The sequence below is a fragment of the Spiroplasma endosymbiont of Lasioglossum villosulum genome (assembly GCF_964020195.1).
In the GTDB taxonomy this organism is placed as follows: Bacteria; Bacillota_I; Bacilli_A; order Mycoplasmatales; family VBWQ01; genus Spiroplasma_E; species Spiroplasma_E ixodetis_A.
Genome location: NZ_OZ026539.1, coordinates 1,465,470 through 1,491,859 on the forward strand (window position 1 = coordinate 1,465,470; position 26,390 = coordinate 1,491,859).

33 protein-coding genes and 1 pseudogene are annotated in these 26,390 nt (G+C 23.0%); 17 read left to right on the forward strand and 17 right to left on the reverse strand.

Annotated features, from left to right (window positions below):
- Positions 1 to 142: 142 nt before the first annotated feature.
- A pseudogene (locus AACK81_RS08900) lies at positions 143 to 1,392 on the forward strand (ISNCY family transposase).
- 152 nt (positions 1,393 to 1,544) lie between these two features.
- On the opposite strand, the gene AACK81_RS08545 reads toward AACK81_RS08900, so the two are convergent.
- Positions 1,545 to 1,964: a hypothetical protein gene (locus tag AACK81_RS08545; RefSeq protein WP_338961431.1), complete on the reverse strand. Its 420-nt coding sequence runs from the start codon at positions 1,962 to 1,964 to the stop codon at positions 1,545 to 1,547.
- 468 nt (positions 1,965 to 2,432) lie between these two features.
- Between AACK81_RS08545 and AACK81_RS08550 the strand changes: the two genes are divergently transcribed.
- Together AACK81_RS08550 and AACK81_RS08555 are read left to right on the forward strand one after the other, a co-directional pair.
- A complete protein-coding gene (locus tag AACK81_RS08550; protein ID WP_338961432.1) occupies positions 2,433 to 3,413 on the forward strand; it encodes an SGNH/GDSL hydrolase family protein in 981 nt (326 codons plus the stop codon).
- Between the two features lie 111 nt (positions 3,414 to 3,524).
- Complete coding sequence (locus tag AACK81_RS08555; RefSeq protein ID WP_174481292.1) at positions 3,525 to 4,046, forward strand: ferritin-like domain-containing protein; 522 nt, start codon at positions 3,525 to 3,527, stop codon at positions 4,044 to 4,046.
- An 846-nt stretch (positions 4,047 to 4,892) separates the two neighbouring features.
- Here the strand turns inward: AACK81_RS08555 and AACK81_RS08560 are convergent.
- The 9 genes from AACK81_RS08560 to AACK81_RS08600 form a co-directional block, all read right to left on the reverse strand.
- Complete coding sequence (locus tag AACK81_RS08560; protein ID WP_422397374.1) at positions 4,893 to 5,558, reverse strand: rolling circle replication-associated protein; 666 nt, start codon at positions 5,556 to 5,558, stop codon at positions 4,893 to 4,895.
- The gene (locus tag AACK81_RS08565) at positions 5,543 to 5,833 is read right to left on the reverse strand and encodes a hypothetical protein (RefSeq protein ID WP_338961439.1); all 291 of its coding nucleotides are present in this window, start codon (positions 5,831 to 5,833) and stop codon (positions 5,543 to 5,545) included. The genes AACK81_RS08560 and AACK81_RS08565 overlap by 16 nt, the downstream gene beginning before the upstream one ends.
- A 122-nt stretch (positions 5,834 to 5,955) precedes the next feature.
- Positions 5,956 to 6,378 carry a hypothetical protein gene (locus tag AACK81_RS08570; protein ID WP_338961441.1) on the reverse strand — a complete coding sequence of 141 codons (423 nt, stop codon included), beginning with the start codon at positions 6,376 to 6,378 and terminating at the stop codon, positions 5,956 to 5,958.
- Positions 6,379 to 6,476: 98 nt separating this feature from the next.
- On the reverse strand, positions 6,477 to 6,965 hold the full coding sequence (locus AACK81_RS08575) for a glycosyltransferase (protein WP_338961443.1): 489 nt from the start codon (positions 6,963 to 6,965) through the stop codon (positions 6,477 to 6,479).
- A 21-nt stretch (positions 6,966 to 6,986) separates the two neighbouring features.
- Positions 6,987 to 8,570: a methionine--tRNA ligase gene (metG, locus tag AACK81_RS08580; RefSeq protein WP_338961445.1), complete on the reverse strand. Its 1,584-nt coding sequence runs from the start codon at positions 8,568 to 8,570 to the stop codon at positions 6,987 to 6,989.
- Between the two features lie 100 nt (positions 8,571 to 8,670).
- Complete coding sequence (locus AACK81_RS08585) at positions 8,671 to 9,207, reverse strand: hypothetical protein (RefSeq protein ID WP_338961447.1); 537 nt, start codon at positions 9,205 to 9,207, stop codon at positions 8,671 to 8,673.
- 28 nt (positions 9,208 to 9,235) lie between these two features.
- Positions 9,236 to 9,424, reverse strand: coding sequence for a hypothetical protein (locus AACK81_RS08590; RefSeq protein WP_338961449.1), 189 nt, complete (start codon positions 9,422 to 9,424; stop codon positions 9,236 to 9,238).
- A 138-nt stretch (positions 9,425 to 9,562) separates the two neighbouring features.
- Positions 9,563 to 10,864 carry an adenylosuccinate lyase gene (gene purB / locus AACK81_RS08595; protein ID WP_338961450.1) on the reverse strand — a complete coding sequence of 434 codons (1,302 nt, stop codon included), beginning with the start codon at positions 10,862 to 10,864 and terminating at the stop codon, positions 9,563 to 9,565.
- Between the two features lie 2 nt (positions 10,865 to 10,866).
- Complete coding sequence (locus AACK81_RS08600) at positions 10,867 to 12,429, reverse strand: adenylosuccinate synthase (RefSeq protein WP_338961451.1); 1,563 nt, start codon at positions 12,427 to 12,429, stop codon at positions 10,867 to 10,869.
- A 118-nt stretch (positions 12,430 to 12,547) separates the two neighbouring features.
- Between AACK81_RS08600 and AACK81_RS08605 the strand changes: the two genes are divergently transcribed.
- Positions 12,548 to 12,805 carry a hypothetical protein gene (locus AACK81_RS08605; RefSeq protein ID WP_252320612.1) on the forward strand — a complete coding sequence of 86 codons (258 nt, stop codon included), beginning with the start codon at positions 12,548 to 12,550 and terminating at the stop codon, positions 12,803 to 12,805.
- Positions 12,806 to 12,824: 19 nt separating this feature from the next.
- Here the strand turns inward: AACK81_RS08605 and pth are convergent, their stop codons facing one another.
- From pth to rsmA, 3 genes are all read right to left on the reverse strand, one after another.
- Positions 12,825 to 13,388, reverse strand: coding sequence for an aminoacyl-tRNA hydrolase (gene pth / locus AACK81_RS08610; RefSeq protein ID WP_338961453.1), 564 nt, complete (start codon positions 13,386 to 13,388; stop codon positions 12,825 to 12,827).
- A 21-nt stretch (positions 13,389 to 13,409) separates the two neighbouring features.
- Complete coding sequence (locus AACK81_RS08615) at positions 13,410 to 14,417, reverse strand: ribose-phosphate pyrophosphokinase (RefSeq protein ID WP_338961456.1); 1,008 nt, start codon at positions 14,415 to 14,417, stop codon at positions 13,410 to 13,412.
- Between the two features lie 262 nt (positions 14,418 to 14,679).
- Positions 14,680 to 15,525 (reverse strand): 16S rRNA (adenine(1518)-N(6)/adenine(1519)-N(6))-dimethyltransferase RsmA, encoded by an 846-nt coding sequence (rsmA, locus tag AACK81_RS08620; RefSeq protein WP_338961458.1) that lies wholly within the window; start codon positions 15,523 to 15,525, stop codon positions 14,680 to 14,682.
- Positions 15,526 to 15,703: 178 nt separating this feature from the next.
- Here rsmA and AACK81_RS08625 point away from each other — a divergent pair, with 178 nt between their 5' ends.
- From AACK81_RS08625 to AACK81_RS08635, 3 genes are all read left to right on the forward strand, one after another.
- Complete coding sequence (locus AACK81_RS08625) at positions 15,704 to 16,843, forward strand: rod shape-determining protein (protein WP_338961461.1); 1,140 nt, start codon at positions 15,704 to 15,706, stop codon at positions 16,841 to 16,843.
- Between the two features lie 30 nt (positions 16,844 to 16,873).
- Positions 16,874 to 18,112, forward strand: coding sequence for a rod shape-determining protein (locus AACK81_RS08630; protein ID WP_338961463.1), 1,239 nt, complete (start codon positions 16,874 to 16,876; stop codon positions 18,110 to 18,112).
- Positions 18,113 to 18,352: 240 nt separating this feature from the next.
- Positions 18,353 to 19,438, forward strand: coding sequence for a hypothetical protein (locus AACK81_RS08635; RefSeq protein WP_338961464.1), 1,086 nt, complete (start codon positions 18,353 to 18,355; stop codon positions 19,436 to 19,438).
- Positions 19,439 to 19,456: 18 nt separating this feature from the next.
- On the opposite strand, the gene AACK81_RS08640 is transcribed toward AACK81_RS08635, so the two are convergent.
- The 4 genes from AACK81_RS08640 to AACK81_RS08655 form a co-directional block, all read right to left on the reverse strand.
- Entirely contained in the window at positions 19,457 to 19,615 is a 159-nt protein-coding gene (locus tag AACK81_RS08640; protein ID WP_338961466.1) for a hypothetical protein, read from the reverse strand.
- Positions 19,616 to 19,740: 125 nt separating this feature from the next.
- Positions 19,741 to 20,058: a hypothetical protein gene (locus AACK81_RS08645; RefSeq protein WP_338961468.1), complete on the reverse strand. Its 318-nt coding sequence runs from the start codon at positions 20,056 to 20,058 to the stop codon at positions 19,741 to 19,743.
- A gap of 363 nt (positions 20,059 to 20,421) precedes the next feature.
- Positions 20,422 to 21,372, reverse strand: a complete 951-nt coding sequence (locus tag AACK81_RS08650; protein WP_338960236.1) for an IS30 family transposase — start codon at positions 21,370 to 21,372, stop codon at positions 20,422 to 20,424.
- A gap of 279 nt (positions 21,373 to 21,651) precedes the next feature.
- Complete coding sequence (locus tag AACK81_RS08655) at positions 21,652 to 22,251, reverse strand: hypothetical protein (RefSeq protein ID WP_338961471.1); 600 nt, start codon at positions 22,249 to 22,251, stop codon at positions 21,652 to 21,654.
- A gap of 841 nt (positions 22,252 to 23,092) precedes the next feature.
- Between AACK81_RS08655 and AACK81_RS08660 the strand changes: the two genes are divergently transcribed.
- The 10 genes from AACK81_RS08660 to AACK81_RS08705 all read left to right on the forward strand — a co-directional run bounded on the left by AACK81_RS08660 (position 23,093) and on the right by AACK81_RS08705 (position 26,380).
- A complete protein-coding gene (locus AACK81_RS08660) occupies positions 23,093 to 23,611 on the forward strand; it encodes a hypothetical protein (protein WP_338961473.1) in 519 nt (172 codons plus the stop codon).
- The gene (locus AACK81_RS08665) at positions 23,583 to 23,753 is read left to right on the forward strand and encodes a hypothetical protein (protein WP_338961476.1); all 171 of its coding nucleotides are present in this window, start codon (positions 23,583 to 23,585) and stop codon (positions 23,751 to 23,753) included. The genes AACK81_RS08660 and AACK81_RS08665 overlap by 29 nt, the downstream gene beginning before the upstream one ends.
- Positions 23,746 to 23,901 (forward strand): hypothetical protein, encoded by a 156-nt coding sequence (locus tag AACK81_RS08670; protein ID WP_338961479.1) that lies wholly within the window; start codon positions 23,746 to 23,748, stop codon positions 23,899 to 23,901. Before AACK81_RS08665 ends, AACK81_RS08670 begins: the two co-directional genes overlap by 8 nt.
- A 2-nt stretch (positions 23,902 to 23,903) precedes the next feature.
- The gene (locus AACK81_RS08675; RefSeq protein ID WP_338961482.1) at positions 23,904 to 24,341 is read left to right on the forward strand and encodes a hypothetical protein; all 438 of its coding nucleotides are present in this window, start codon (positions 23,904 to 23,906) and stop codon (positions 24,339 to 24,341) included.
- Positions 24,331 to 24,624 carry a hypothetical protein gene (locus AACK81_RS08680; protein ID WP_338961240.1) on the forward strand — a complete coding sequence of 98 codons (294 nt, stop codon included), beginning with the start codon at positions 24,331 to 24,333 and terminating at the stop codon, positions 24,622 to 24,624. Before AACK81_RS08675 ends, AACK81_RS08680 begins: the two co-directional genes overlap by 11 nt.
- A gap of 3 nt (positions 24,625 to 24,627) precedes the next feature.
- Positions 24,628 to 24,786, forward strand: a complete 159-nt coding sequence (locus AACK81_RS08685) for a hypothetical protein (protein WP_338961242.1) — start codon at positions 24,628 to 24,630, stop codon at positions 24,784 to 24,786.
- Between the two features lies 1 nt (position 24,787).
- On the forward strand, positions 24,788 to 24,931 hold the full coding sequence (locus AACK81_RS08690) for a hypothetical protein (RefSeq protein ID WP_338961243.1): 144 nt from the start codon (positions 24,788 to 24,790) through the stop codon (positions 24,929 to 24,931).
- Entirely contained in the window at positions 24,924 to 25,058 is a 135-nt protein-coding gene (locus AACK81_RS08695) for a hypothetical protein (RefSeq protein WP_338961485.1), read from the forward strand. Before AACK81_RS08690 ends, AACK81_RS08695 begins: the two co-directional genes overlap by 8 nt.
- Positions 25,059 to 25,130: 72 nt before the next feature.
- Positions 25,131 to 26,081, forward strand: a complete 951-nt coding sequence (locus AACK81_RS08700; protein WP_338960236.1) for an IS30 family transposase — start codon at positions 25,131 to 25,133, stop codon at positions 26,079 to 26,081.
- Between the two features lie 62 nt (positions 26,082 to 26,143).
- Positions 26,144 to 26,380: a hypothetical protein gene (locus AACK81_RS08705; protein WP_338961492.1), complete on the forward strand. Its 237-nt coding sequence runs from the start codon at positions 26,144 to 26,146 to the stop codon at positions 26,378 to 26,380.
- The last annotated feature ends 10 nt before the right edge of the window (positions 26,381 to 26,390 follow it).

Genomic DNA, 26,390 nt, shown 5'->3' on the forward strand with positions numbered 1-26,390 from the left:
ACTAATCTTTTGATTTAAAATTAACACATTTTATTTTTTTTACAATAAAATTATTCTTAATGTCATTATTTAGTGATAATTTCCTATTAGTTATCGAGTAAAAATTTTCCAAAAGTGAAGTTAAATATACTTGGTGATAAATATGGAAAGAAGTATGACTATGAAAGAAAAATATAAATACAAAATTATAAATGATATTATTATTAATAAATTATCTAAACATCAAGCCAAGAATAAACTTAATCTAACTATTAGAAGAATTAACCAATTAATTCAAATTTTTAATAGAGAAGGTAAAGTTGATTTTATTCATAAATCTCGTAATAAAATTTCTAATAAGGCAACAAATTTTGAAATCAAAATTAAGATTATAAACTTGTATAAAACAAAATATTATAATTTTAATTTTCAACATTTTCATGAGAAATTAATTAATGAAGAAAAAATTAAGATTTCATATAACACACTTTATACTATATTAATTAAAGAAAAAATTACTTCACCAAAAAGACATAAAAATAAAAAAAATAACTTACATCCAACAAGAAATCGAAGAACAAATTTTGGTGAATTAATTCAAATGGACGCCAGTAATCATCATTGATTTGGTAACGATAAACCAAAATAATTTTTACATGCTGCAATTGATGATGCTACAGGAAATATTGTTGGACTATGATTTGATCATCAAGAAACATTAGATGGTTATTATAATATTTTTTATCAAATTTTAACTAATTATGGAATACCGAAAACATTTTATACCGATAATAGAACAGTTTTTGGATATAAGAAAAAAGTTGATGCAGGAAAAATAAATACAGAAAATGACACTTATACTCAATTTCAAAAGTCCTGTAATGATTTAGATGTTGTGAAATAATCAGAACTTCAATTCCGCAAGCTAAAGGTCGCGTTGAACGCTTATTTGGAACACTTCAAAGTCGTTTAATTAGTGAATTACGACTTAATAAAATTAGAAATTTAGAAGAAGCTAACAAATTTCTTAAAACATACATAAGTACTTTTAATAAACAATTTGCCTTTCCTATTGATGATACTAAATCTGCTATGGTTAAAGCTCCTACACAGGAAGAAATCAATATTTATCTTTCAAGATTTTCTAAAAGAAAAACAGATAGTGGTTCAACCATAACATATTATGGTAAAAAGTATTTTCCTTATAAAAATAACAAAGTTCAATACATACAACCTAGAACTGATGTAATTGTACTTAAATCATTTATTAATGAATTATATCTTAGTTACAATAATCAAATGTATGAACTAAAAGAAATAGCACAAAAACCAATTATAAAAGAAAATTTAATAAAAACTAAAAAAGTTTATATACCCAATAAAAATCATCCTTGAAGATATGGATATCAATAATTCTTAATTAAAATTAAAAATCTATTTTATAAGATATTTAATTTTATAAATACTAAACCATATAAAATTTTAAAACGTTTGCGTATGAGCAAATTTGGTGTTCTAAAATTGATTTTAAATATAAAAGAAATTGTAATTGCAATCTCTCGTTTTTACATTTGTGGTAAGTTTGATTTAGTCGGATTTATTAATAAATTATTTAAAGTTACATTATTAATTTTATTAACATCTATATTTATTTCACTATTTGATTTTCTTATATATAATTCTTTTACTTTTTTAATATTTCCAAAAAGTTCTTTTGATATTTTTATAAAAAAATCATTTTTTTCTTTAATTATTTTATTTTTATCAATTTTTCCAAAAGTAAATATTTTCAATATTGAATAACTAATTTTTTTAAATTTGCTAATCTTTTGTTTTTTTAAATTTTCATTAATATCAACAATAGTAGTTTGAGCTAAATTAACTCTATTACTAATAATTTCTGGAGTAAATTGATTTTTATCAATAATTATTTTTTTCAATTCTCTATTAATTCATTCATATTCTTCTTGTAAATTTTTATTCATTTTTTCATCCTTTCAAAATAAAAACTCATTTACTTTGAAATTAAAGCAATGAGTTAAAAACTTATATTAAACTTAATTAAATTATACAAAAAAAGTTCGCAAATCAAAATTTAAAGCTAAATTTTTAACGTTTATTTAGAATTCGTGTTTATATTTATTTAACACTATAACTTTCCAAAATAATTTATTTTTTTATAAATATTTTTGGGAAATTTTCACTCGATATTGACATAAAATTATTCTTAAAAACTGCATTAAATTTAATAAATAATTAAATTTATATAATCATTTTTTAAAATCAATTTTTATTTTTGTAATAAAACATTATTTACTGATTACTACTAATATGGTAATATGAAGGTAATAACTTACTATTAAGTTAAGTTATTAATTTTTAAAAGAGAATATAGTTTTCTTTTAAAAATTACCTTCATATTTAAATTTTTAATGAGAAAAGGAATTTATCAAATGAAAACATTTTTAATAAACATCACTCTGACAACAATAACTTTAACTGCTGGAAATGAAATGATAGCAAAACATTTTAATGAACAAATAAGTGTTAAATCACAATTATATGTCCTTGGCGACAGCTTATCAGATAATGGTAATTTAGCTAATATTTTTACTTATGATACTTGAAATATAGATAAAGTTAAATTTCAAGAACCTTTTTATCATAATTCATTTACTAATGGCGATGTTGCTGCTAGTATTTTAGCGAAAAAACTAGGAACAGAACTATTACCAGCTTGATATCAAAAAGGTAATAACTATGCTGTAGGTGGAGCACAAGCCGGACAAAATCATAGTTGAGAATATCAATTATTCTTAAATCATTATTCTATTGACCACCAAGCTAATCAATTATTAAAAGATCATAAAATACAAAAAAATGATGATATTTTTATTGAAATAAGTGGTAATGATCTGCTTTCTGCTATGGATGAAAATTCAACAGCAAAACAAGAGTCAATTATTAATAATGCAATAACAACTGAGTTTGAAACTGTTGATACATTAATTAATGCTGGTGCTCAAAATTTAATAATTGCCAATGTGCCTAACATTAGTAATATTCCAAAATATGTTAATGAAAAACAATCTGTTAAAGAAGTAGCAAACCACTTATCAAATGAATATAATAACAAATGAAATGATAAAATTACTGAATTAATAAAAAATAATTCTGATATTAATATCAGACCGTTTGACTTAGAAACTAATTTTAGTAATTTATTATCTGAAGCACAAGAAATAGGAAAAAATATTACTAATGAATCAATAAAATGATCAATTCCCGGTTTAGCTTTAAATTTAAATCCAAAATATATTGATGGAACAACTCCAGAAACTATTAATAATAATTTTTTCTTTGATTATGTTCATCCAAATAAATGAGCACATGATCAAATTAGTCTTGAACTATTCACTGAACTTACTTCATAAAAAATGCAACAGAAACAATTAATTAACAATATTTTTATTCTTAATTTATTTTAATATATATAGTATTAAAGTAGTATAATATATATAAAGCCAAGAAAGAAGGTGTATTTAATGATTAAAAAGATTAACGATGATCTAAATGATTATATTAGTGAACATCTAAAATATCAAATGCTTAGTTTTAAATTAAGTAATGATGCAAATCAAAAAGGATATCCTGGGTTTGCGCGCTTCTTCCAAGTAGAAGCAGCTGATGCTGTTGTTCATATTCGTAAAATTTGTAACTATTTAATGGATCAAGATGCTCAAGTTGAAATTAAAGACATTAAAGTTCCAACTTTTACTACAAAAAACATTGAAGAAGCATTAAAAAAATTAAAATCTACTAAAGAAGAATTACTTGATTTTACTAATAAACTTGTTAAAAGTGCTCGTGAAAATAATGATAATTTAACTGCGAAATTTTATGACTGATTCTTAATTGATTTCTATGAAGAAATTGCTTATGAAAAAGACTTATTGGATTGAATTGCAATGTCTAATAGTAACCTTTATAAAATTGACAAACGTTTACTAAAAACTGAAGAGCCAGATACTTTAAAAGTTATTGTTCCATTTTATGAACCCGAATAAATTTCATATTTAACTCTTAATTTTCACCAAAAATGTATAAAAAAATTATACATTTTTTATTTTTTTATAAAAATTTTGTTGTATTTTTTTGATTTTCTTCTGCTTGATAGTTTAAACTGTATTCTCTTTTTTTACCTTCAATATTTATTTCATCTTTACTTTTATTACTTCATTCAATAACTTTTAACTTATTTTCTCCTAAATCAGTTTTAATATTAATTATTACTCATCAAGTTCCTAGGGGCGTTGCCCCTAGTTGCTTCGCAACCTACCCCGGTGGGGTAAACCCCCCACGGCCAACCAACCAAGGTTCTGGTTGGCACCGACCATTAATATTAATTTATTACCCACTCTTTTTTTATTAATTTATTTAAAAATAAAAAAATTCCCAGTCGAATAGGAAAAAGAATAAATTACCCTAAATACTTAACCTGAATTTTAATTTAACCGAACCGAGGTATGCCTCTCTTTCTTTTAAAAAAAATCATAATAAATATATATAAATACATTACGTAAAAATATTAAATTGTCTTTAATAAAAAACTATTATGTTCAAACAACTTGTGATAATTAAAAAATAAAAAAAAGTAAATATTTAATTATCCTTCGACTGAAATTGTTTAAACAATTGTAATAGTTAAATATTTACTCTTAATAACCTTTTACTACTATTAATTCGTTACATTAACGCAATTATTAAGCAAATAAATATCTACATACATAATAACATAAAAAATAAAAAAACAAATAAAAAAAACGTAATTATACTTTCAGTCGAATAAAAGCATAATTACAAATAACATTATATATATATATATATATATATACAAGTATTATAATTAAAATTTAATTTAACTTTTTATTACCAAAAATTATTTTTTCAACTTTATTACCAAAAACTTTTTCTGTCCAAGTCAAAACATCTTTATCTTTATGAATTAAATAGCCAATTTCACTAGTTCGTAAATAGTATTTATGCGATAAAGCACTTAAATATAAATAACGTTCATAATCTTCATAATCCTTAAAATAATCATTTACAACAGTACTTTCAATAATACCACCAGTTAAAACAGTATTACCATCACTATCTTTTGGAGTTTTAAAATAAAACACATTTGTAGCATTAAAACTTGCTTTAATTATATCTTGAATTGTTATTTTCTTAATACCACGAATTACAATAGGATTTTTACAATTACGACTAAAAGCATATGCTTTAATGCCTACATCCGCTTGATTTAAAGACTTAACATCATCAAATGCTTTTGTAACATATTTTCCTAAATATTTAATAACAAATTCATTAGTTCCTTTTTTAACTACTTTTAAATCACTAAAACCATGAGTTCATCATTCTAATAACATACTTTTATGTATTTTTCTATTAAAAACTATATGAAAATGAACTGCTCCACGAGATTGATATTCATAAACATAAAAATACTTTAATTCACCTAAATATTTTAAACGTTTAGGGTCATTTCATCATTTTTTTAATTTAATAAAAATAAGCCAATATCTTTTTTAGCCTTTTTAATATCTTGCATATTATCTTTATAGGTTAAAGTAACAAAACTCATTATTTTACTATCATAAAAATTATGTAATGCTTTTTGAATTAAATTATTTTTTGCACGAACAGTACTATTTCTCAATTTTTGTTTATTACCAACATAACATTTACCTTTTTTATTTCCAATATTACTCAAAAATGAAATAGGCAACACTATATTTTTCACATAACAAGCATAAAAAACCTTTTTAATATAAAAATCTTGTTTCATAACAAAAAAACTACCTTTCGACTGAAGCATAAATGCTTAAATAGTTAATTATTAATTAATACAAAAATATAATAACACATAATTATATAAAATATAACTATAAACAAAATAAAAGAAAAACGTTACTTAATTATATACTCATTATAAATCTCTTTAAGTTTTTGAAAATGCTTTTGAAATAAAAATTTATTTTTTTCACTATAATTACCTTCAAATGTAATCATTATTGAAATGTTTTCTATTATTTTTATTTGTTTTACATACTCTTCTGATATTTTTTGTAATCTTCTTTGTTTATTATATTCGGTTTCATTTATTTCATTTCAATTATTGGAACCGTGTTGATAACCAATATCGAAAGAAGAAAATAATTCTGATGGAAATGCCATTTTTCTAAAAGTCTTTAATGAAAAATATAAATTATTTTTCATTGAATAAAAATCTACTCCTATATACTGACTATTAGCATCATATAATATTTCTTTTTCTTCTTCTTTAAAATTATTTTCAATTATATAATTAACAATTTTTTGAATTTTTACCAATTCTCCTACATCATATGTTGGATTATTTTTTTGATCTAATTCTTCTCTTAATTCATTTATTACCTTACTAATAATTTTAGAATGTTTTGTAACAACAATTACATCATAAAAATCTGTATCAAAATATAATTTATAATTATCATTTTTTTAATTTTAATATTTAATAAAATACCATAACAAGCATAAAGAAATCTAGGGAGTGAACGTTTTAATTCAACATCACCATCTAAATAAATGCCTCCATATTGGCTTAATATAACAATTCTTATAAAATCTGATGCTGATTTTAGTTTTTCTTTAATTGCTAATCTATTATTTTTAAATATTTGTTCAAATATTACTACATCATTATTTTCTAAATTTTCTATTTCTTTTAAACTAATAATTTTAATATTATTAAGTAACTTATGTTGTTGTTTTTCATTTTCAGTAATTTCCCTATTTTTTTCATTTTTAGAAATTCATAAAATAACTTCACGTTCATGTTGATGTAATAAAGCCGCATAAATTATATTATTTCTTACAGTAATTGGTATTTCTCCAATTCATACAAAATGAATTGGATATTTATTATCTATAACTGTCATTTTTTTAATAACTCTTATATTTTATTTAAATGCATTGTTTAAAAATGATAATTCATCTTCGATATTTAATCTTGGAAATAATAACTCTTTTTTATTAACAGATTTATTAAAAACTTCATTCAAGTTAATATTGACTATTGGTTTAGTAATTTTTAAGACACCTAATTGTTCATGAATTTTTAATGAACTATTAACCAAAATTGGACTTAATAAAGCACTACTAATAATTAAAATATTTGCTAATAAATTTAAAATATTATGTAATTCAATAGTTTTATTATTTTTATGTAAATCTCATGGTTTTGTTAAATCAATTAATTTATTACCACTAGTTATTAATTTAAAAACGACATTAATTGCTTCATGAATTTGATACTCATCCATTTCAATATTAAAATCATTAATAGTACTTTTAATAATTTTAATTATTTCTATTGCTTCTGATTGTAACTTATTTAAATTAACTTTGGGAATTTTACCATCACAATATTTAATGATCATTGTAACTGTTCGCGAAAGCAAATTACCTAAATCATTAACAAGATAAGAGTTATAACAATTTAAAAATAATTCATGACTATATTTTGCATCATGACCAATAATAATTTCTTTCATTAAAAAAAACCGTAATCCATCTGCACCATAACGATTTACTAATACTAAAGGATCAATAACATTACCTTTTGATTTTGACATTTTTCCTTCTTCATTAGTAATTCAACCGTGGGCCAAAATTCGATTTGGTTGTCTCAAGTTTAATGCCATTAATAAAATTGGCCAATAAATCATATGAAAACGACTAATTTCTTTACCAACTAAATTCACAATTTCACAATTTGAATCTAGTCAAAATTTTTTAAAATTAATGTCATCATCTTGTAAATAACCTAATCCTGTTAAATAATTACTTAATGCATCAATTCAAACATAAATAACATGTTTTGGATTTTCTAATACTGGTACCCCTCAAGTAAAACTCGTTCTAGTAACACTTAAATTTTCTAAGCCTGGCGTAATAAAATTATTAATCATTTCCGTTTTACGATTAAGTGGTCATAAAAATAATGGGTATTCATCATAATATTTTAATAATTGTTTAGTATATTTTTCCAATTTTAAAAAATATGATGGTTCTGATAAAGTAGTAATATTACCTTGACATATTTTACATGTATTATTAGTTTTATTAATTTGGCTATCTGTCAAAAATTCTTCACAAGAAATACAATATGAGCCTTCATATTTTCCCAAATAAATATCATTTTGTTTTAATAATTTCCTGAATATTTTCTGAACACTTAAAATATGATTTTTATCAGTTGTTCTAATAAATTTATCATAATCAATATTTAAGTTTTTTCATAAATTCTTAAACCCAACAACAATATCATCAACAAATTTTTGTGGAGTTTGTTTATTTTCATCCGCCTTTTTAGCAATTTTTTGACCATGTTCATCACTTCCAGTTAAAAAGAATACTTCATAACCTTGCATTTTCTTATAGCGAGCTAAAACATCAGCAATAATTGTTGTATAAGCATGTCCTAAGTGTAACTTAGCACTAGGATAATAAATAGGGGTAGTAATATAAAATTTTTTTGTCATTATTTGCTCCTAAATTTAATAATTATAATTTTACATTAAAATAGTATTATTTATTGTAATACTTATTTAAATTAATAATATTTTATTAATCTTTATTTTTTTATAAAATGAAACATTTTTGTTGATATTGATTTTTATTAAAACCATTATCAGAGTTAACAGCATCTATATCAACATTTAAGTAAAACTGATAATCACTATTTACGTGTGAAAGAATACTACTTTTTTCATTATCATAATTATTTACTGGTAAATACTGATTACCATTACTCATTAATGGTTGATTTTGTAATTTTCTTGAAATTGCAAAATCATATCAATCTCTCAAAAGATCATTTTTTTCTCATTGTCTTCTTTTTTCTTTTTCTATTTTTTCTAAAATATTATTAAGTTTTAAAATTTTTAATCCAACCTTTTTCAATTCTTCTTTTTGATTACTTATATTAACTTTTTCACATACTATTTTGTTAATTCGTTTTTTTTCAAAATTATAATAACCAAAAGTTAAAAACTTAACTAATTTATTCTTAAATTTAAAAATTTTACTTGTTTTTTGTTTTTCGAAAATTTCTAACTTTTTAATACTATTTATATTATAAGAAAGAAATATAGATTGTTTTTTAATATATGACTGCAATGTTTTTTCACATTTATATTTCTTATTACTAATATAATATTATTTTTATTTTATTAATTTTCTTTTTTAATAAATTAATATCTAATTCTCCATTATCTTTTAAGTATCGATCATCTAAAACATCATAAAAATGTTCTTCATTATCATCATAGCTTGTAATAAAATTAAAATGTTGATTTATAAAAGGAAAACTATTATCGATTTTGTATTTCTTCATAATTTTCACTGCTTAAACTTATATAATCTAGTGACTAATTACAATATTTTCTTAATCTTTTATATTTATTGATTATTAGATAAAATAAAAAAAACAAATATTAATAAATTAAATGCTAATTAAATTTAATATTAAACATTATTTATCTTTAAAAACTTTTTTAAAAATATAATCAACATTTATTAAAAAAATATTATTATTACAACATTCATTTAACTGTTCACTAGTTAAATATTGATTAATATTATTCTTTATTAATACATCTTTAAAATTAATCATTTTATTTTGTGCTTCTAAAGTGCATTTTTGAATAAAATCATAAGCAATTTCACGTGTTATTTTTGGATTATTTTTAATAATAGTCAATAAAACTACTTGTGAAAAATAAAGTTCATTAGCTTTAGCAATATTATTTGCCATGGCACTAGTATTAATTACTAAATTATCTAAAATATTTGTCATTCTATTAATAATAAAATCTAATATATGATAAATATCAGGTAACATAATGCGTTCATTAGAACTATGAGAGATATCACGTTCATACCATAATAAATTATTCTCATATACTATACTATTATAACTTCGAACTAATCTTGCTAAACCACAAATATTTTCAGAACCAATTGGATTTTTTTTATGTGGCATTGAACTTGAACCTTTTTGTGAAATAGAAAATCCCTCTAAAAGTTCATTAACTTCGCTACGTTGACTCAAACGAATTTCTAAAGCTATTTTTTCAATTGTTGTAGCAATTGAACTTAATTGTGTAATTAAAAAAATCAAACGATCACGTTGTACTACCTGCGTAGCACAACTGTCAACTTCCATTTTTCATTTTTTAGCAATAAATTCACTAACTTTTGGCGAAATATGAACAAAATTACCCATAGCACCCGTAATCTTAATAACTTCAACTTGTTTTCTTGCTAATTCCAACCTTACTAACTGTCTATTTATTTCATCGTATCATAAAGCAAATTTTAATCCTAATGAAGTTGGTTCACCAAAAATACCATGACTGCGACCAATTACTAATTGATTTTTATATTTAAACGCTAACTCTTTTAATTTCAATTGTAAAGTAATTAAAGCTTTTTCAATAATTTCATTTGAAAATTTTATTTGTAGATTTTGGACACTATCAACCATATCAGTTGAAGTTAAACCATAATGAATTCAACGACTTTCAGTTTTTAAGTTAGCACTCAACATTCTAGTAAAAGCAACTACATCATGCTTAGTTTCTAATTCTAATTTATTCATTAATTCAATATCTAATTTAGCATTTTTTTTAATTAATTGAAAATCTTTAAGAGGAATTATATTTAAATGTTGTAATGATTCACAAACATCAATTTGAAAATTCATTCATAAGTTTAAACGATTTTTCATATTTCAAATATTAGTCATTGCTTTTGTTTCGTAACGTTCAATCATTTTTACTCCTTAATAAATATAGTTTGTTTACGATCTGGACCAACAGAAAATATTCTAATTGGAACACCCACCAACTCACTAATTTTTTTTAAATAATTTTTAGCATTTTCTGGTAATTCATCATAACTAGTAATATTAGTAATATCTTCATTTCAGCCAGGCATAGTAATAAAATGTGGTTGACATTTATTAAAGTTATTAATTTGAGAAGGTATGTATCTAATTATTTCGCCATTTAAAGTATAATGCGTACAAATGCTTAATGTTTCAATACCAATAAGCACGTCTAACAACATAATAACTAAACTAGTAAATCCATTAATTTGTGCACTATACTTAGCAATAACTGCATCAAATCATCCAATTCTTCTTGGTCTTTTTGAAACTGTACCATATTCATTACCAGTCATACGAATATAATCTGCTAATTTACCAAAAACTTCACTAGGAAATGCACCAGCACCAACTCTTGTACTGTATGCTTTAGTTACACCAATAATTTCGTTAATTGCTTTTAAAGAAATACCTGAACCAATAGCAATTGAACTAGCACTTGGATTAGAAGATGTTACAAAAGGATATGTACCATGATCTAAATCTAATAAAGTACCTTGTGCTCCTTCAAATAATATCTTTTTATTTCTAACTAATTGTTCATTTAAAAATTGACCAGTATCAATAATTAAATCTTTAAAGTATGGTAATAATTCTAATAAACGATTATATATTGTTTGCGCATTAAATTCTTTTTCATATCCATAAACATTTTTTAATATTTTATTTTTAATTAACAAATTATCAGTAATCAATTCTAATAGCCGATCCTTATCTAATAAATCACCCATTCGAATTCCAATCCGATTAACTTTATCAGCATAACAAGGTCCAATTCCTTTTTTAGTAGTGCCAATAGCTTTATCGCCCTTAATTTTTTCTTCATATTCATCAAATGCTAAATGATAAGGTAAAATAATATGAGCACGATCAGAAATCCGTAAATTTTGACAACTAAAACCGGCAGCTTTTAAATATTCAATTTCAGAAACTAATTTTTCTGGATTAACAACACAACCATTAGCAATAACACAATATGAATCTTTATTAAAGATACCAGAAGGAATAATACTTAATTTATATTTTTGATGATCAAAAACAATTGTATGTCCGGCATTATCACCACCACTTCAACGAACAATAACATCAGAATTTTGACTATAATAGTCAGTTATTTTACCTTTTCCTTCATCACCTCATTGACAACCAATAATAGCAGTAGTTTTAAATGGTTTTGGTTGATCAATTTTTGATATTAAAATATTTTTAGTATTAACAATTTTATTAGCAATTTTTTGATTTTCTTCTTTTATTATATGTTTTGATTTTTCAAAATCTACTTTCATCTTATTAATGATTGGCTTAACAGTGTCAGTTTTTATTGATTGCGTTTTTACTTTAGTTGCTTTTTTTACATCTTTAACTTTTGGTTTAATAGTTTTATTAAGTTGTTCAACTTTAGTTTTTGCCTTTTCTATTGTTGGTTTGATTATATTTTTTTTTGCTTTCATATTGTCTCCTTTATACTCAAAAAAAGTATTTATAAATTTATAAATTAATTATATAATTATTTAATAATGATTATCAAAATATTGTTATTAAAATAAACTAGTAAAGGAAACTTAAAAAATGAAATGAAATTTTGATAATGACAGTTTTCAAAATGATAATAATGATGATTTTGACAAACTTTGTCCTATTTGTAAGCAAAAATTACTAGAAGCAAAACTTGAAAAAATAAATGAAATAAATCAATATCAGCAAACACAAAATGATATTTTATTAATTGAAGAAATAAAAAAAGAATTAGAAAAAATTAAAAAAGAAAAAGAAACACAACTTTATGTTTACTTATGTAGAAAACATAAAAATGAAAATATTCTTTAATATTTTTATAATATATTAATTATTTTTTATTATATTTATTCATAATATTTTCAAATTTACTATCAGTAATTCAACTACTAATGCTTTCTACAAAAAATTGTTTATGATCTTTTATATTCTTTAACTCATCATTACTAAACTTACTCAAAACTCAATCAGCCGTGTTAAAATTAGGATTTTTACCAACACCAATTCTTAATCTTTGAAAATCTTTACTACCAATTTGATTAAAAATACTTTTAATTCCATTATGACCAGCAGCACTAAATTTTTGTTTGTATTGAAATTGACCAAAATTTAAATCAACTTCATCGTGAATAATTAACACATTTTCAATTTTAATTTTAAAATAATTCATAAAATTTGAAACACAAAAACCTGATAAGTTCATAAAAGTTAATGGTTTTAAAAAAATAACATCAGTGCCATTAACAACAGTTTTAACATATTGACCATTAAATTTAGTTTGATTAATTTTTAATTGTAATGTTTCACAAATCATATCAATAATAATAAAACCAATATTATGACGTGTCAATTCATACTCTTTACCTGGGTTTCCTAATCCAATAACTAATTTCATCTATTTTAAATTTCCTCTTTATTATTTTTTACTATTTTTATTATTAATTTTTTTTATTAATTCATTTGTTTTATCATCATAAACTTTTGTTAATGATTTATTATTAATTGAAGCATCAATCATTTTTGCAATAAAATCAGCAATTGAAATAATTTTTAAACCATTAAACTTTTTTTCCTCAGAAATTTCAATAGTATTAGTAATAACAACTTCCTTAATAATTCCATCAATAACAGCTTGTTTCAATTTTTTTGAAGCTTGACCACTAAAAATACCATGAGTAGCTAAAATATAAACTGATTTTGCACCATGTTCTTTAATAGCTTTTGCTGCATTAATAATAGTACCACCTGTATCAATCATATCATCAATAATAATAGCATTCTTTTCTTTAACATCTCCTAATACAAACTTAACTTGACTTTGATTAGGAGTTGTTCTTCTTTTATCAATAATTGCCAAAGGTACACTTAAATAATTACCTAATCTTCGAGCACGAGTAACACCACCATGATCTGGAGATACAACAACTAAATTACTTAAATTTTCTTCAATTAAATAAGATGCTAAATCTTGAGTTGCTCGTAAATCATCAACAGGAACATCAAAAAATCCTTGTTCTTGTGGTGAATGTAAATCAACAGTAATAACACGATCAACACCCGCAACAGTTAATAAATTTGCAACAAGTTTACAAGTAATAGGTTGTCTACCACCTTGTTTTCGATCTTGACGAGCATAACCAAAATAAGGAATTACTACATGAATTTTAGCAGCAGATGCACGAACTAAAGCATCAACAAAAATTAATAATTCCATTAAATTATCATTAGTTGGCGGCGAAGTTGATTGGATAATATATACCACTTTCCCTCGTACTGATGTTATAGATTGAATGTTAAATTCACCATCAGCAAAACGACTAATTTCTGCTTTTCCAGGTTCAATATTAAGTTTTTTACAAACTTCTTGTGTAAATTTTTGACTAGCACTTAAACCAAAAACTACAATGTTTTCTACATTATTCATTAAATCCTCCTTTACATGTTTCTAAAAATTATAATTATAATTTCATTATACAATGTTTATTACAATTTAAGTATATTAAATTTAAAGACTATTAATTAAAAATAATTAATAAAAAGTTATATCTTTTGCAAAAAAAAATAAAATCATTATAATAGTTAACGGATAATAAATATTTAAAAATATGTTTATTAATAAACAAGGATTATTGCTGAGGTGTTTTATATACTTATTATCCACATTCTAATATCATTAATTTTAATAATTATTCTGAAAGGTATTTATTATTAATAATAGTAAATAACTGGTAAAACATTGAAAATGTTAATTCTTCAGATCTTATTGTTAATGATCAAGATAAGTCGTTAATTAAATTAACGGCTTTTTCTTTGCTATTTAAATAAATACCCAAATTGTTAACTAATGTTTTTCTCTTATTAACAAAACAACTTCTTACAAATTTTCAAAATAATTGTGGTTCATCAAGTTGAAATTTAGGATTTACTTTAAAATAAACAACACTACTTGTAACATTAGGTATCGGAGTAAAATTATTAGGACTAACATCAAAAATAATTTTAACATCACAATAAAATTGACACATAACAGAAAGATTATTATATACTTTAGTTTTAGGTTTAGCACAAAATCTTTGTGCAACTTCTTTTTGCATCATTAATGTAAATGAATCAAATAATTCAATATTTTCTAATAATTTTAAAACAATTTGTGAAATAATATAATAAGGCAAATTTGCAATTACATGAATTTTTTGATTTATTGCAAATTCTTCATTAATGATTTTTTTTAAATCTAAATTTAAAAAATCATCATTTATAATTTTTAAATTTTTGTATTCATTTAACTCTTTTTCTAAAACAGGAATTAATTTTTTGTCAATTTCAATTGTCACAACTTTTTGCGCAGTGCTGAGTAATTTATTAGTTAAATGACCAATGCCCGCTCCAATTTCAACAATGCCATCTTCATCTTTAAAATTACTAGTTTTAACAATTTTATCAATTATATTATTATTAATTAAAAAGTTTTGTCCAAACTTTTTAACTGCATGTAAGTCGTATTTTTTCAATATTTTTTTTGGATTTTCCATTATTATTCTCCAATTCACATTTTTAGTTAATTATATACTAGTAATAATTAACTAAATAGTTAGCCAACTAATCATATATGCTAAATTTACTACTAGCAAATCTACATGTGGTAATATTAACATATATCAACTTAATAAATAAATATTAATTTGAGTGGGAAAAGGAGATGATTTTTATATGGCAACAAAAATAGAGGTTACTAATGACGGACACAATAACCAAGACGTTAATATTGTTTCTCTAGATTTAGGAACAAGAAATTTAATTGTCAGAGTTAATGGAAGGGTTGTTTATAGTCAACCATCAGCAATTGTATTTGATACAGAAAACGGAGAAGTATTCATTGGTGAAGCCGCTTTATTAATGAAAGAAAAAACTCCAGCGAATAAAATTTTCAGAGAACCAATGGCTAATGGCGTTATTAGTGACAATAATGCTTTGATTGCTTTATTAACTGAAATTTTTACACAAATTATTGATGTGAAAGCTGAAAAAATTTGAGAAAATTCAGTAGCACTTGTAGCTATTCCATCTAAGGTTTATAAATTAGATAGAACTGTTTTACGTGAAATTCTACAAGGAAAAAAAATAGCTAAAATTCCAATTTATAGTGATAAATTTCCCAATAGATATAATGCAAGTAATGAAAGCGTAATGAAAGCTGAAAAAGTTGTTATTGTTCCTGAAGTAAAATTGGCAGCTATTGGTGGTGGGGAAGCACTTTGAGATGCTTCAGGAGTATTTATTCTTGATATTGGTGGTGGAACTTCTGACTGTGCCATTTTATCAAGTGGAGAAGTTATTGTTCAAGATTCAATTCCAATTGCTGGAAATGCTATTGAACGTAGTATTAAAGAACATTTTGAAAAAATGCACTATATATCTCTTAGCTCAATGGAGGCTGAAAAAACAAAAATTAGTGCTGGTATTTGAATAGATGGTGAAAAAGATAGTGAAAATAAAATTACTATCCATGGAAAAAGTACTAAAACTAAAAAACCTGAACAAATTACAGTTCCTAAGCAAGAAGTAGCTAGAGTAGTTACTGAAGCCTTTGAACCAATTGTTGCACTATGTAGTGACATTATTGATAAAGCTGGACCTGCCTTTTCAGAAATGATTATGAAAGACGGTTTAACTATCACTGGTGGAGGTGCTTTGCTTGAAAATATTACAACTTATCTAAAAAAACGACTAAATTTAGAACATGTGGTATCTGCTAATAATCCAAGAGAGTGTGTAATTAGAGGAACTCAAGCCTATGAAACTCATAAACAAGATGTATATGAAAAAGGATTCATTAGACCAAGTAATTAAAATTCCAGGTGTGTAGAAGGAGGAAAAAAAATGGGATTATTTGATAAAAAACCCAAAGAAAACTTAAATAAAAAAAGTAATATTAAGTCTATTAATGACTACCAATGATTAGCTTTAGATGTTGGAACAGAAAACTTTAAAGCAAGGTATGTTAACATTGGACTTACATATGATGCTCCAACTTATCTTGCTGAAGACTATGAAAAAAATATTATTCTTTATGGTGAAGAAGCTAAAGCTTTAATTGATAAAACAAATGAAAATGTTGTTATTAAGCGTCCAGTTCGTGATGGTAATATTGCTGATCCAGATGCTTTACAACGTATCCTTGCTAAAATTTTTCAAGATTTTAGACTTGAAATTAAAGATTCAAAACAAGCTGATAAAAACCGTAATTTAATTGTTTTAATGGCAACACCAAGTGAAATTAATTCAGTACAAAGAGAAGCATTAGAAAATATAGTTCATCGTTTAGGAGCACTTCGTGGATTTGTTCAAGAAGAAGTTAAAATGGCAGCATTAGGTTCAGGCCAAGATATTTTTGGAACTGCAATTATGTGTGTTGATATTGGTGGGGGAAGTACTGATATTGCCGTACTTAGCAACGATTCAATCCTATATTCATATACAACACATTGTGCTGGAGACTATTTAACACAAAAAATTCAAGAATACATAGCTAAAAAGCATGCTTTAAAAATTGGTACTAAAGAAGCAGAAGATGTTAAAAAGAACATCGGTTCACTTATGAAATATCAAGATGAAAAACCATATACTATTTCAGGTGTTTCATTACCTAGATTAGACTCTCAGCCAGGAGAAACAATGTCAATTTCTAAAACTATTGAAATTACACCAGAAGAAATTCGTGAAAATGTAATGCAAGTTCAATTTAGAGAACATGTTATTCCATCAATTCGTAGAGTACTAAGAACTTCTGGGGAAAAAGCTGCTGGTAGTGTTAGTGACTTAAAGAAAAAAGGTAAGGGAATCACAATTTGTGGTGGTGGAGCTTACATTAAAAAAATTGATGAATTTATTAAAGAAGAATTGGCTAAGGAATATTTCATCGAAGTTAAAGTTGAAAAAGGTACAAAACCAATTCGTCAAAAATATGAGGGAGATATCTTTGAAGTACGTGTTGCTCAAAATCCTTTAGATAATGTTATTGATGGTTGTGTAAAATATCGTGATACAATTTACAAACAATTAATAGTTGAACAAAATCCTAACCGCGAAATTCTAACAAAAGATGAAGATTTAGGATAAAAAATAAGTTTAAATAAAATGCACTTTTAAAATTTATAGAAGTGCATTTTTTACTTATATAAATAATAAATTACTATTCAAAATGAAATGAAAAAATAATGGTAATGATTTAGTTATCAATTTCAAAAAAAGCAAACAAAAATATAAAATTTCTAGAAGGTACATTTTTTTCTTTCTATGATTATTAATTTAAATAAGGAATTGAAATTATTAATAATAATTTTTTTAAAAGGAGATTTTATGAAAAAATATCGTAAATTTTTTATAATTTTCATAGTTTTATTGGTTACTGGTTTACTTGCTTGAATTATTGTTTGAAGTTGCCAAGTTAATTATAATCGTGATTATTATCTTGGTTTATTACGTTATCGTTGATCATCAGAAATGACTAGTTTTATTAAAGAGAATGAACGAAAAATTAAAAACCCAGCTAGTCAAATGGCAAATAATGAATTTAATAGTTTTTATGATAATGCTAGTAAACCATTACCTTTTCTTGATTTTAATCAATTAGCACATGATTTAACTAATACACGACTAGGAACTCAAAACAGTAATGTTGATTGAGAAAAATTATATAAAGATGTTGGTTTAAGTCAACTTGCTACTGAAACAACAAAAAAAGAACAATTACGTTTTTATAATATTATGGCAGGAGTATATGGTAAAAATAATATTTTACGTTTAATGCAAAGTGTTACTCAAGCACCAATATCAAATAAAAACGTCGTTGCTTATAATCAATATTCTTATCTAATTAATAGTCAACGTCAAATTTATGATCCAGATTTTGTTAATACTAAAGAAATTAGCGCAAACTATCAAGCGGGTTGATGAGCAACTAATAACATAATTAGTGTTAGTACTCATCAATATGGTCATGCTTTCGATAATTTTTTATCATTAACGGATGATGAACGTAGTACGTTTAATAACAATTGAAATTGACCTAAAAATAATAAAATCGAAAATTGTTTACTTAATAAAAATATTTTTAAAATTAATAATGATTATTCATCTGTTTGAAGAGCACAAAATCACGTGATGAAGACGCCAATTTCTGATTGTAGTCAATTATTAATGGATTACTTAAATGATAAAGTTAATATTAGTAATAGTGATTATCAAAAAAGATTAGTATTCCCAATGATTATTGTGCAAAGTAATTATGGTCGTATATTTTGAAGCCAAGCGAAACCCTATAAAAAAGGTGAATTTTTTGCCGAAGCCTTTGCTGAATGATTATTAACGCCGCAATCTGGACGAGGGTGAAATTGAGAATTATTAAATGATTTTTTTATTAAAAAATTACCAACTTATTTATAAATTTTTCCATAAAATATTTTAATTAATAAACTTTTTTAATTCTTCTGTTTTTAAAATTCCTAGAATTTTATTAAAATTAATATTATTTATACTAGTTAATCTTAATAATCTTGTATTTTTAATAGTTTTTAATTTATCAAATATCATAGATTTCCTATCTTTTTTAATTTTAATCATTAAATTTTAATAAATAACTATCCACAAGAAGTCTATTATATAGAGAAACATGAAGCAATATTAATAAAGGAAAATTATATAAAATAATAACCTAAAAATAAAATAATATTTATTTTTTTTACAAATTAATTATTATTAATAAGTTTTATTAATTTCTTTTGTCTAACAAAATAACCAATTAAAATTAAAACTCCAGGAATAACAAATGTTGTTAAACTAAATAAACCTGTTAAAAATAATCATTTTTCTTCAATAAAATAATTATTTAAACAAAGTAAAAAGGGAATCACCTGAAATAGTCCATAAATAATTATTAAAATAATAACTAATGAAAAATAATTAAAAAATGTAAATATTCCATAAATAATACAACTAATAAGTAATATTATTGACATAATCATTCCAATTATTAAACCTATTTTAATAAAATTATTATTTATCATTTTTTGACTACTCCTTTTTTTACTTTATATAAAATTTTAATATAAAATGTTATAATATTATTATACTACTTATGGGAGAAAGATAATCTAATGCACAAAATAAATATTTTGTTTAAAAATCAGATTCAAAAGAAAATTAAAGTAAATAATTTATTAAAACATAAAAATCAAATTGTATATTTTTATAATGTAATTGTCTTTAAAACATATATATTAGTTTATTATTATTACTATAAATAAAAAACACAAACTTAAAATACTACCAATTGATAATAATATTATAAACTACTACTTTTTCAGCTAGATTAATAATTTAACAAGTTAATATTATTATTTTTTGCTAAATTGTAAAGGTAAGTGCAACTAAATTATTTTTCTATCCAAATATTCGATTGGTGAAAGATAATTTAGTATTTTTCTTGGTCTTTGGTTTAAAGACAATATAAATTTATGAACTTCATTTTTATTAGTTTTTGAAAAAATAAATTTTTTAGGAAATTTTTCTCTAATTAAACCATTAGTATTTTCATTAGTACCTCTTTGTCAAGGTGAATATGGATTGGCAAAATAAATTTTTATATCTAAATTTTTTTCAAGTTGTTGTCAATTTGAAAATTCTTTGCCACGATCAAAAGTAATAGTTTTAACAATGTTTTTAGGAAGAATTGATAAATAATAACTAACATTTTTATTAATAACTTTAGTAGTTCTGTTTTTAACTAATATTGCTAAAGTAAATCGTGATACTCTTTCAACTAAAGTTATTAAACATGATTTGCTTTTACCTCGTGATGATACTATAGTATCTCCTTCTCAATGACCAAGTGTTATACGATCATTAACATTTATATCTCGTTCTTTAATTGATTTACCATTAAACTTGCCACGATTTTCTTTAGATTTTCGTTTTTTACCTTTTCTTCTTAAATTTTTACTAGTAACTTTATCAAGCATTCCAAAATAAATTCAAGTATAAATTGTTTTAAAACTAATAACTCACTCTTTATGAAAATTTTTAATTCTGCCATAAATTTGTTCAGGTGATCAACCTAATAGTAATTTTTGTTGTACATATTTTACTAAATTCTTATTTTTAAACTTATGAAAACTAATATGTGATTGTTTTCGATTTTCAGCTTTATTTTGTGCAATTAATGAAAAATAATGATTATTATCTTTATTTCTATTAATTTCTCGAATAATAGTACTAATACTTCGATTAAGATTTTTAGCTATTTCACTAATTTTAAATTTAAATTTCAATTGATTCTCAATATAAATCCTTTCATCTATGCCAAGATGTTTATAACTCATATAAAAACTCCTTACTTTTTTCTAAACTAAATTTAGCATTATGAAATTTTTATATGAGAATTTTTTGCAATTTTATTTACTTGCACTTACAAGTATAACTCAGCTTTTTAAAAAAAATCTTTAAAAGAATATTATAAAAATATTAGCCATTGCTTATAAAAAATAAATAATATAAAAACTTTTTTTCTAACTAAAAGCAGATTGTAATTTGAAGTGTAAGACTTTGAATTACAATCTGCTTTAATAATTTTATATTATAACTTTATTTTAAATATTTAATTAATAATCTATTGCAAATTTCAATCCATACCCTAAACTTCTAGTTAAATATACATTAGAAAATGACATATCGAATGTTAATTTTGCAGGAAATAAAAATTGAATGTGTCAATCAAGATTATCAAAAAATAATGCAGTAGTTATACCTCTAACAACTTCAGCAGTTGCTAAAAAATCTTGATACGATTCTTTAAATGAAAAATTCATTCTATTATATGCTACTTCTTCATCTGTAATTTTTCCCTCATTAATTTTATTAATTTCTTTTCCCATTATTTTTAAAGGAACAGAAAATACATCATAATGATCTGAACCTCAATCTATTTTATCTGAACCATTATTTAAAAATCATTCTAATATTCTAATAGATTTTGGTTTTTGAAAAGATTTTAAACCTGTAGAAACTACAAAATCTCAACTTTCATAAGCTGGATTTGATATTGATGATGTTTTATAACTATGAACAATATCTTTTTTATTTTCACTAAATTCATAAGTTATTTCTTTAACTTCTTTTGGACTATTATTTATATTTAAAAAATTATTTGCATTTGTAAATGCTAAACCAATCGTTCCTAATAATGTTACTAAAGTTTTCATATATATTTTCCTTTCATAAATTAAAATATTACATTTTTATTTGGGAGGTTCCCAAAAAAGTAGGAAGATGAATTACTAGATAAATAAATTCTTTCCAATATTACCATTTAAAAATGATGATAGAAAAATTAAATTCTCTTTTACCCTTAAATTTATATTCGACGTATTTTAAAAAATATATATTTAAATAAAATAAAAATTATTCTCAAAGTTATTATTAAGGAAAAAGACAAGAAATAATCTTGTCTTTTTTTTGTAATTGTAAAATTTTAAAATTTTTAATAAACCTCTTTAACGCTATTATCAACACGTGTTAGGGAACTAAAAAAGTGAACTACAACACAGTTGTTAAAAATAGTAGCTAGAACATGTGGACTTGCATGGATAAATAAAAAGTGGAGTGATACCTAATAAAATATACTAACCATTTAATGGTAATTCTTGGGGTGGGAGCGAATTGGAAACTAGTATATATAGACCTGTTGTAGGGACCTATTGTATTAATTCTATTCTTTATTTAACCAACCTTGCCACCCCCCAGTGAGCAAGTGTTGGTTTTATTTTTTATTTTTTTTGAAAATTTTTTTGGGCGAGAAAATAAATTTCAAACTTGTAAAAAAAATTGAGCGGTGCCGGTTCAATTAAAATATTAATTTGTTTAACACAAATTAAATAAATATTGAATCGAATGCCTCGATTTCTTTTTAAAATTTCACAATTTATTTTTGAGCCCAGAATTTCTGAAATGAATAAAACTAATAGTAGTATTATTAATAATCTAAAAATCAAAATATATGTTCTTTATGCTATAAGCAACAGAACATATTAGGAAAGAATTATTATGCAAATAGAATTTAAAAAAGAACAAATGGTTAAAGATAAACCACAAGCTATTCTTATTGATTATGGTGAATATAAATTACAATGTCCAAAATGAATGGTTAAAAATAATAGTTTTATTGCTGATGATAAATATACATATTGAGTTTTTAATTTAGAAAATATTAAAAGAGAATTAAGTGGTAATGAATTAATAAAATTATTAGAACCATATATTACAGACCAAAAAATAACTGTTAATAAACCAACTGCTTCAAAAGAATATTATCTTAATGATATAAAACTTGAACCATTAAAATTTTATGAACAGCATAATAGTTGATTTATGGGTGAAATAACAGATAACAAAACTAAAATTACTAATCCTTGTTTTAAATATAACATTACGTGAGAAGAAAACAGAAAATGTTTTAAAATAAATAATCCATATAAACATGATGATTTACCAATTAATTATATAGTTACTTCTTATAAGGAAATTTCAACTCATAATGAAAAAGTATTTTTGTTGAACATGTAAACAAAATAAATTAGATTATTTATTCTTTAATACTAATGATATAAAAACAAGAAAATATTTTTTAAGAGATAAAAATAGTAAAACAATTTGTTACGACTGTATCTTAAATATTAGGTTAAGCAGGAGGTATAAATATGGATAAAGAAAAATTAATTTATTATCTTGATAATGAATTTATGGAATTACTTAAAGATGATATTAGTGATGAAATTAAAATTAATATTAGTAATTGAAAAATGAAATTAATAATGAGATTACAAGAAAAAATTAAAAATGGAAACTTTGATTAATAATGCAATATGACTTAATTATTGGAATTGACCCTGCTGGAATTGGTAATAATGGAATCGTTATATATTCAAATGAAACTAATAGTATTGTTTTAAATAAAACATTTAAAACAAAAACTATTTTAGAAAGTAAAGATTTTTATAAAATATATTTTCAAATAACTAAAAACAAATTTATTGATAAAAAAATATTAGTTATTGTAGAAAATTTCTTTTTAACTTCAAAACAATTATTAACTAATCCATTAGCAACACCTAAAATTATTGGTGCATTAATGGTATTAGTAGAAGACGTTATGAATTGAGATTTTCAAGAAAGCGAACCAAAAAATAAAACTAAAATAGAAAATTATAAAGGAAATATAAAATTTACAAAACATGAACAAGATGCATATAAACATATTCAATATTATTTAAGGAATTATAAAAATGAAAGATAAAGCAAATTATGTCAAATTAACAGTAAAACTGAGTAACACTATTGAAGCAAAATATTACGAAAAAGGTAATAAAGAATTATATTATAGTGTTCGTGGTCAATGAAATGGATTAAACTACGTTACTTTAATTTTTAATAACCCAAAACTTTATAGACGCTGTATTTTATTAAACAAAAATGATGAAATTATTGTAACTGGTCAAATCTTTAACACTTTAAACATTCCTAAAAATCGTGCATTTTGTTCAATAAATGTTAAATGATTTAAAAAATGAAAAGAGTAAAAAATGATATTATGAAAATTTTTATTAATAGTACCAATATTAATAACAAGTATAACACTAATAATATTTTTAATATTTATTATTAAAGAATTAAAAAATGAATATAAAGTATTAAAAATATTAAATGAAATTGCTAATCAAATTGAAAATAAGGAGAAATAATATGAAATATGAAGATAAATGTTCTATGTGCAATAAAGTAAAAGAAAACTTTTTATCCAATACCTGTAATAGTTGTTGATTAGAAGCAGTTAATAAATGAAATAGAAGAAGTTGAGGAAATTTAGGAGACTTTGATAATGAATAAAGAAAAATTACTTAAATATATGAAAGATATAATTAAATGAACTAAAAAAATTAATTATACAAACTCTGATTTTGACAAAAATATTTTAAATTTATGCTGAGTTATACTTGTAAGTGCAAGTAAATAAAATTGCAAAAAATTCTCATATAAAAATTTCATAATGCTAAATTTAGTTTAGAAAAAAGTAAGGAGTTTTTATATGAGTTATAAACATCTTGGCATAGATGAAAGGATTTATATTGAGAATCAATTGAAATTTAAATTTAAAATTAGTGAAATAGCTAAAAATCTTAATCGAAGTATTAGTACTATTATTCGAGAAATTAATAGAAATAAAGATAATAATCATTATTTTTCATTAATTGCACAAAATAAAGCTGAAAATCGAAAACAATCACATATTAGTTTTCATAAGTTTAAAAATAAGAATTTAGTAAAATATGTACAACAAAAATTACTATTAGGTTGATCACCTGAACAAATTTATGGCAGAATTAAAAATTTTCATAAAGAGTGAGTTATTAGTTTTAAAACAATTTATACTTGAATTTATTTTGGAATGCTTGATAAAGTTACTAGTAAAAATTTAAGAAGAAAAGGTAAAAAACGAAAATCTAAAGAAAATCGTGGCAAGTTTAATGGTAAATCAATTAAAGAACGAGATATAAATGTTAATGATCGTATAACACTTGGTCATTGAGAAGGAGATACTATAGTATCATCACGAGGTAAAAGCAAATCATGTTTAATAACTTTAGTTGAAAGAGTATCACGATTTACTTTAGCAATATTAGTTAAAAACAGAACTACTAAAGTTATTAATAAAAATGTTAGTTATTATTTATCAATTCTTCCTAAAAACATTGTTAAAACTATTACTTTTGATCGTGGCAAAGAATTTTCAAATTGACAACAACTTGAAAAAAATTTAGATATAAAAATTTATTTTGCCAATCCATATTCACCTTGACAAAGAGGTACTAATGAAAATACTAATGGTTTAATTAGAGAAAAATTTCCTAAAAAATTTATTTTTTCAAAAACTAATAAAAATGAAGTTCATAAATTTATATTGTCTTTAAACCAAAGACCAAGAAAAATACTAAATTATCTTTCACCAATCGAATATTTGGATAGAAAAATAATTTAGTTGCACTTACCTTTACAATTTAGCTTATTAATTGAAAAAATAGAAAAAGGTGAATTTGACTAATGATAATATTACCTACTTTGTTTGAAAATAAAAATGAAATTGAAATATTATCACCATTTCCAAAAGCAATTCATACAAGTAATGATATTAGAGCAATTATTTTAAGACAATACCCAAATGTTAAATCCAAACACATAATTGTTTCGGACCCAGAAAGTAATGTTGCATTAATAGTTGGTAATAATGATGTTTATCAAGGTTGAATTAAAGTAACAATTAAAAAATTAGAAAATTAAAGGAGAATAA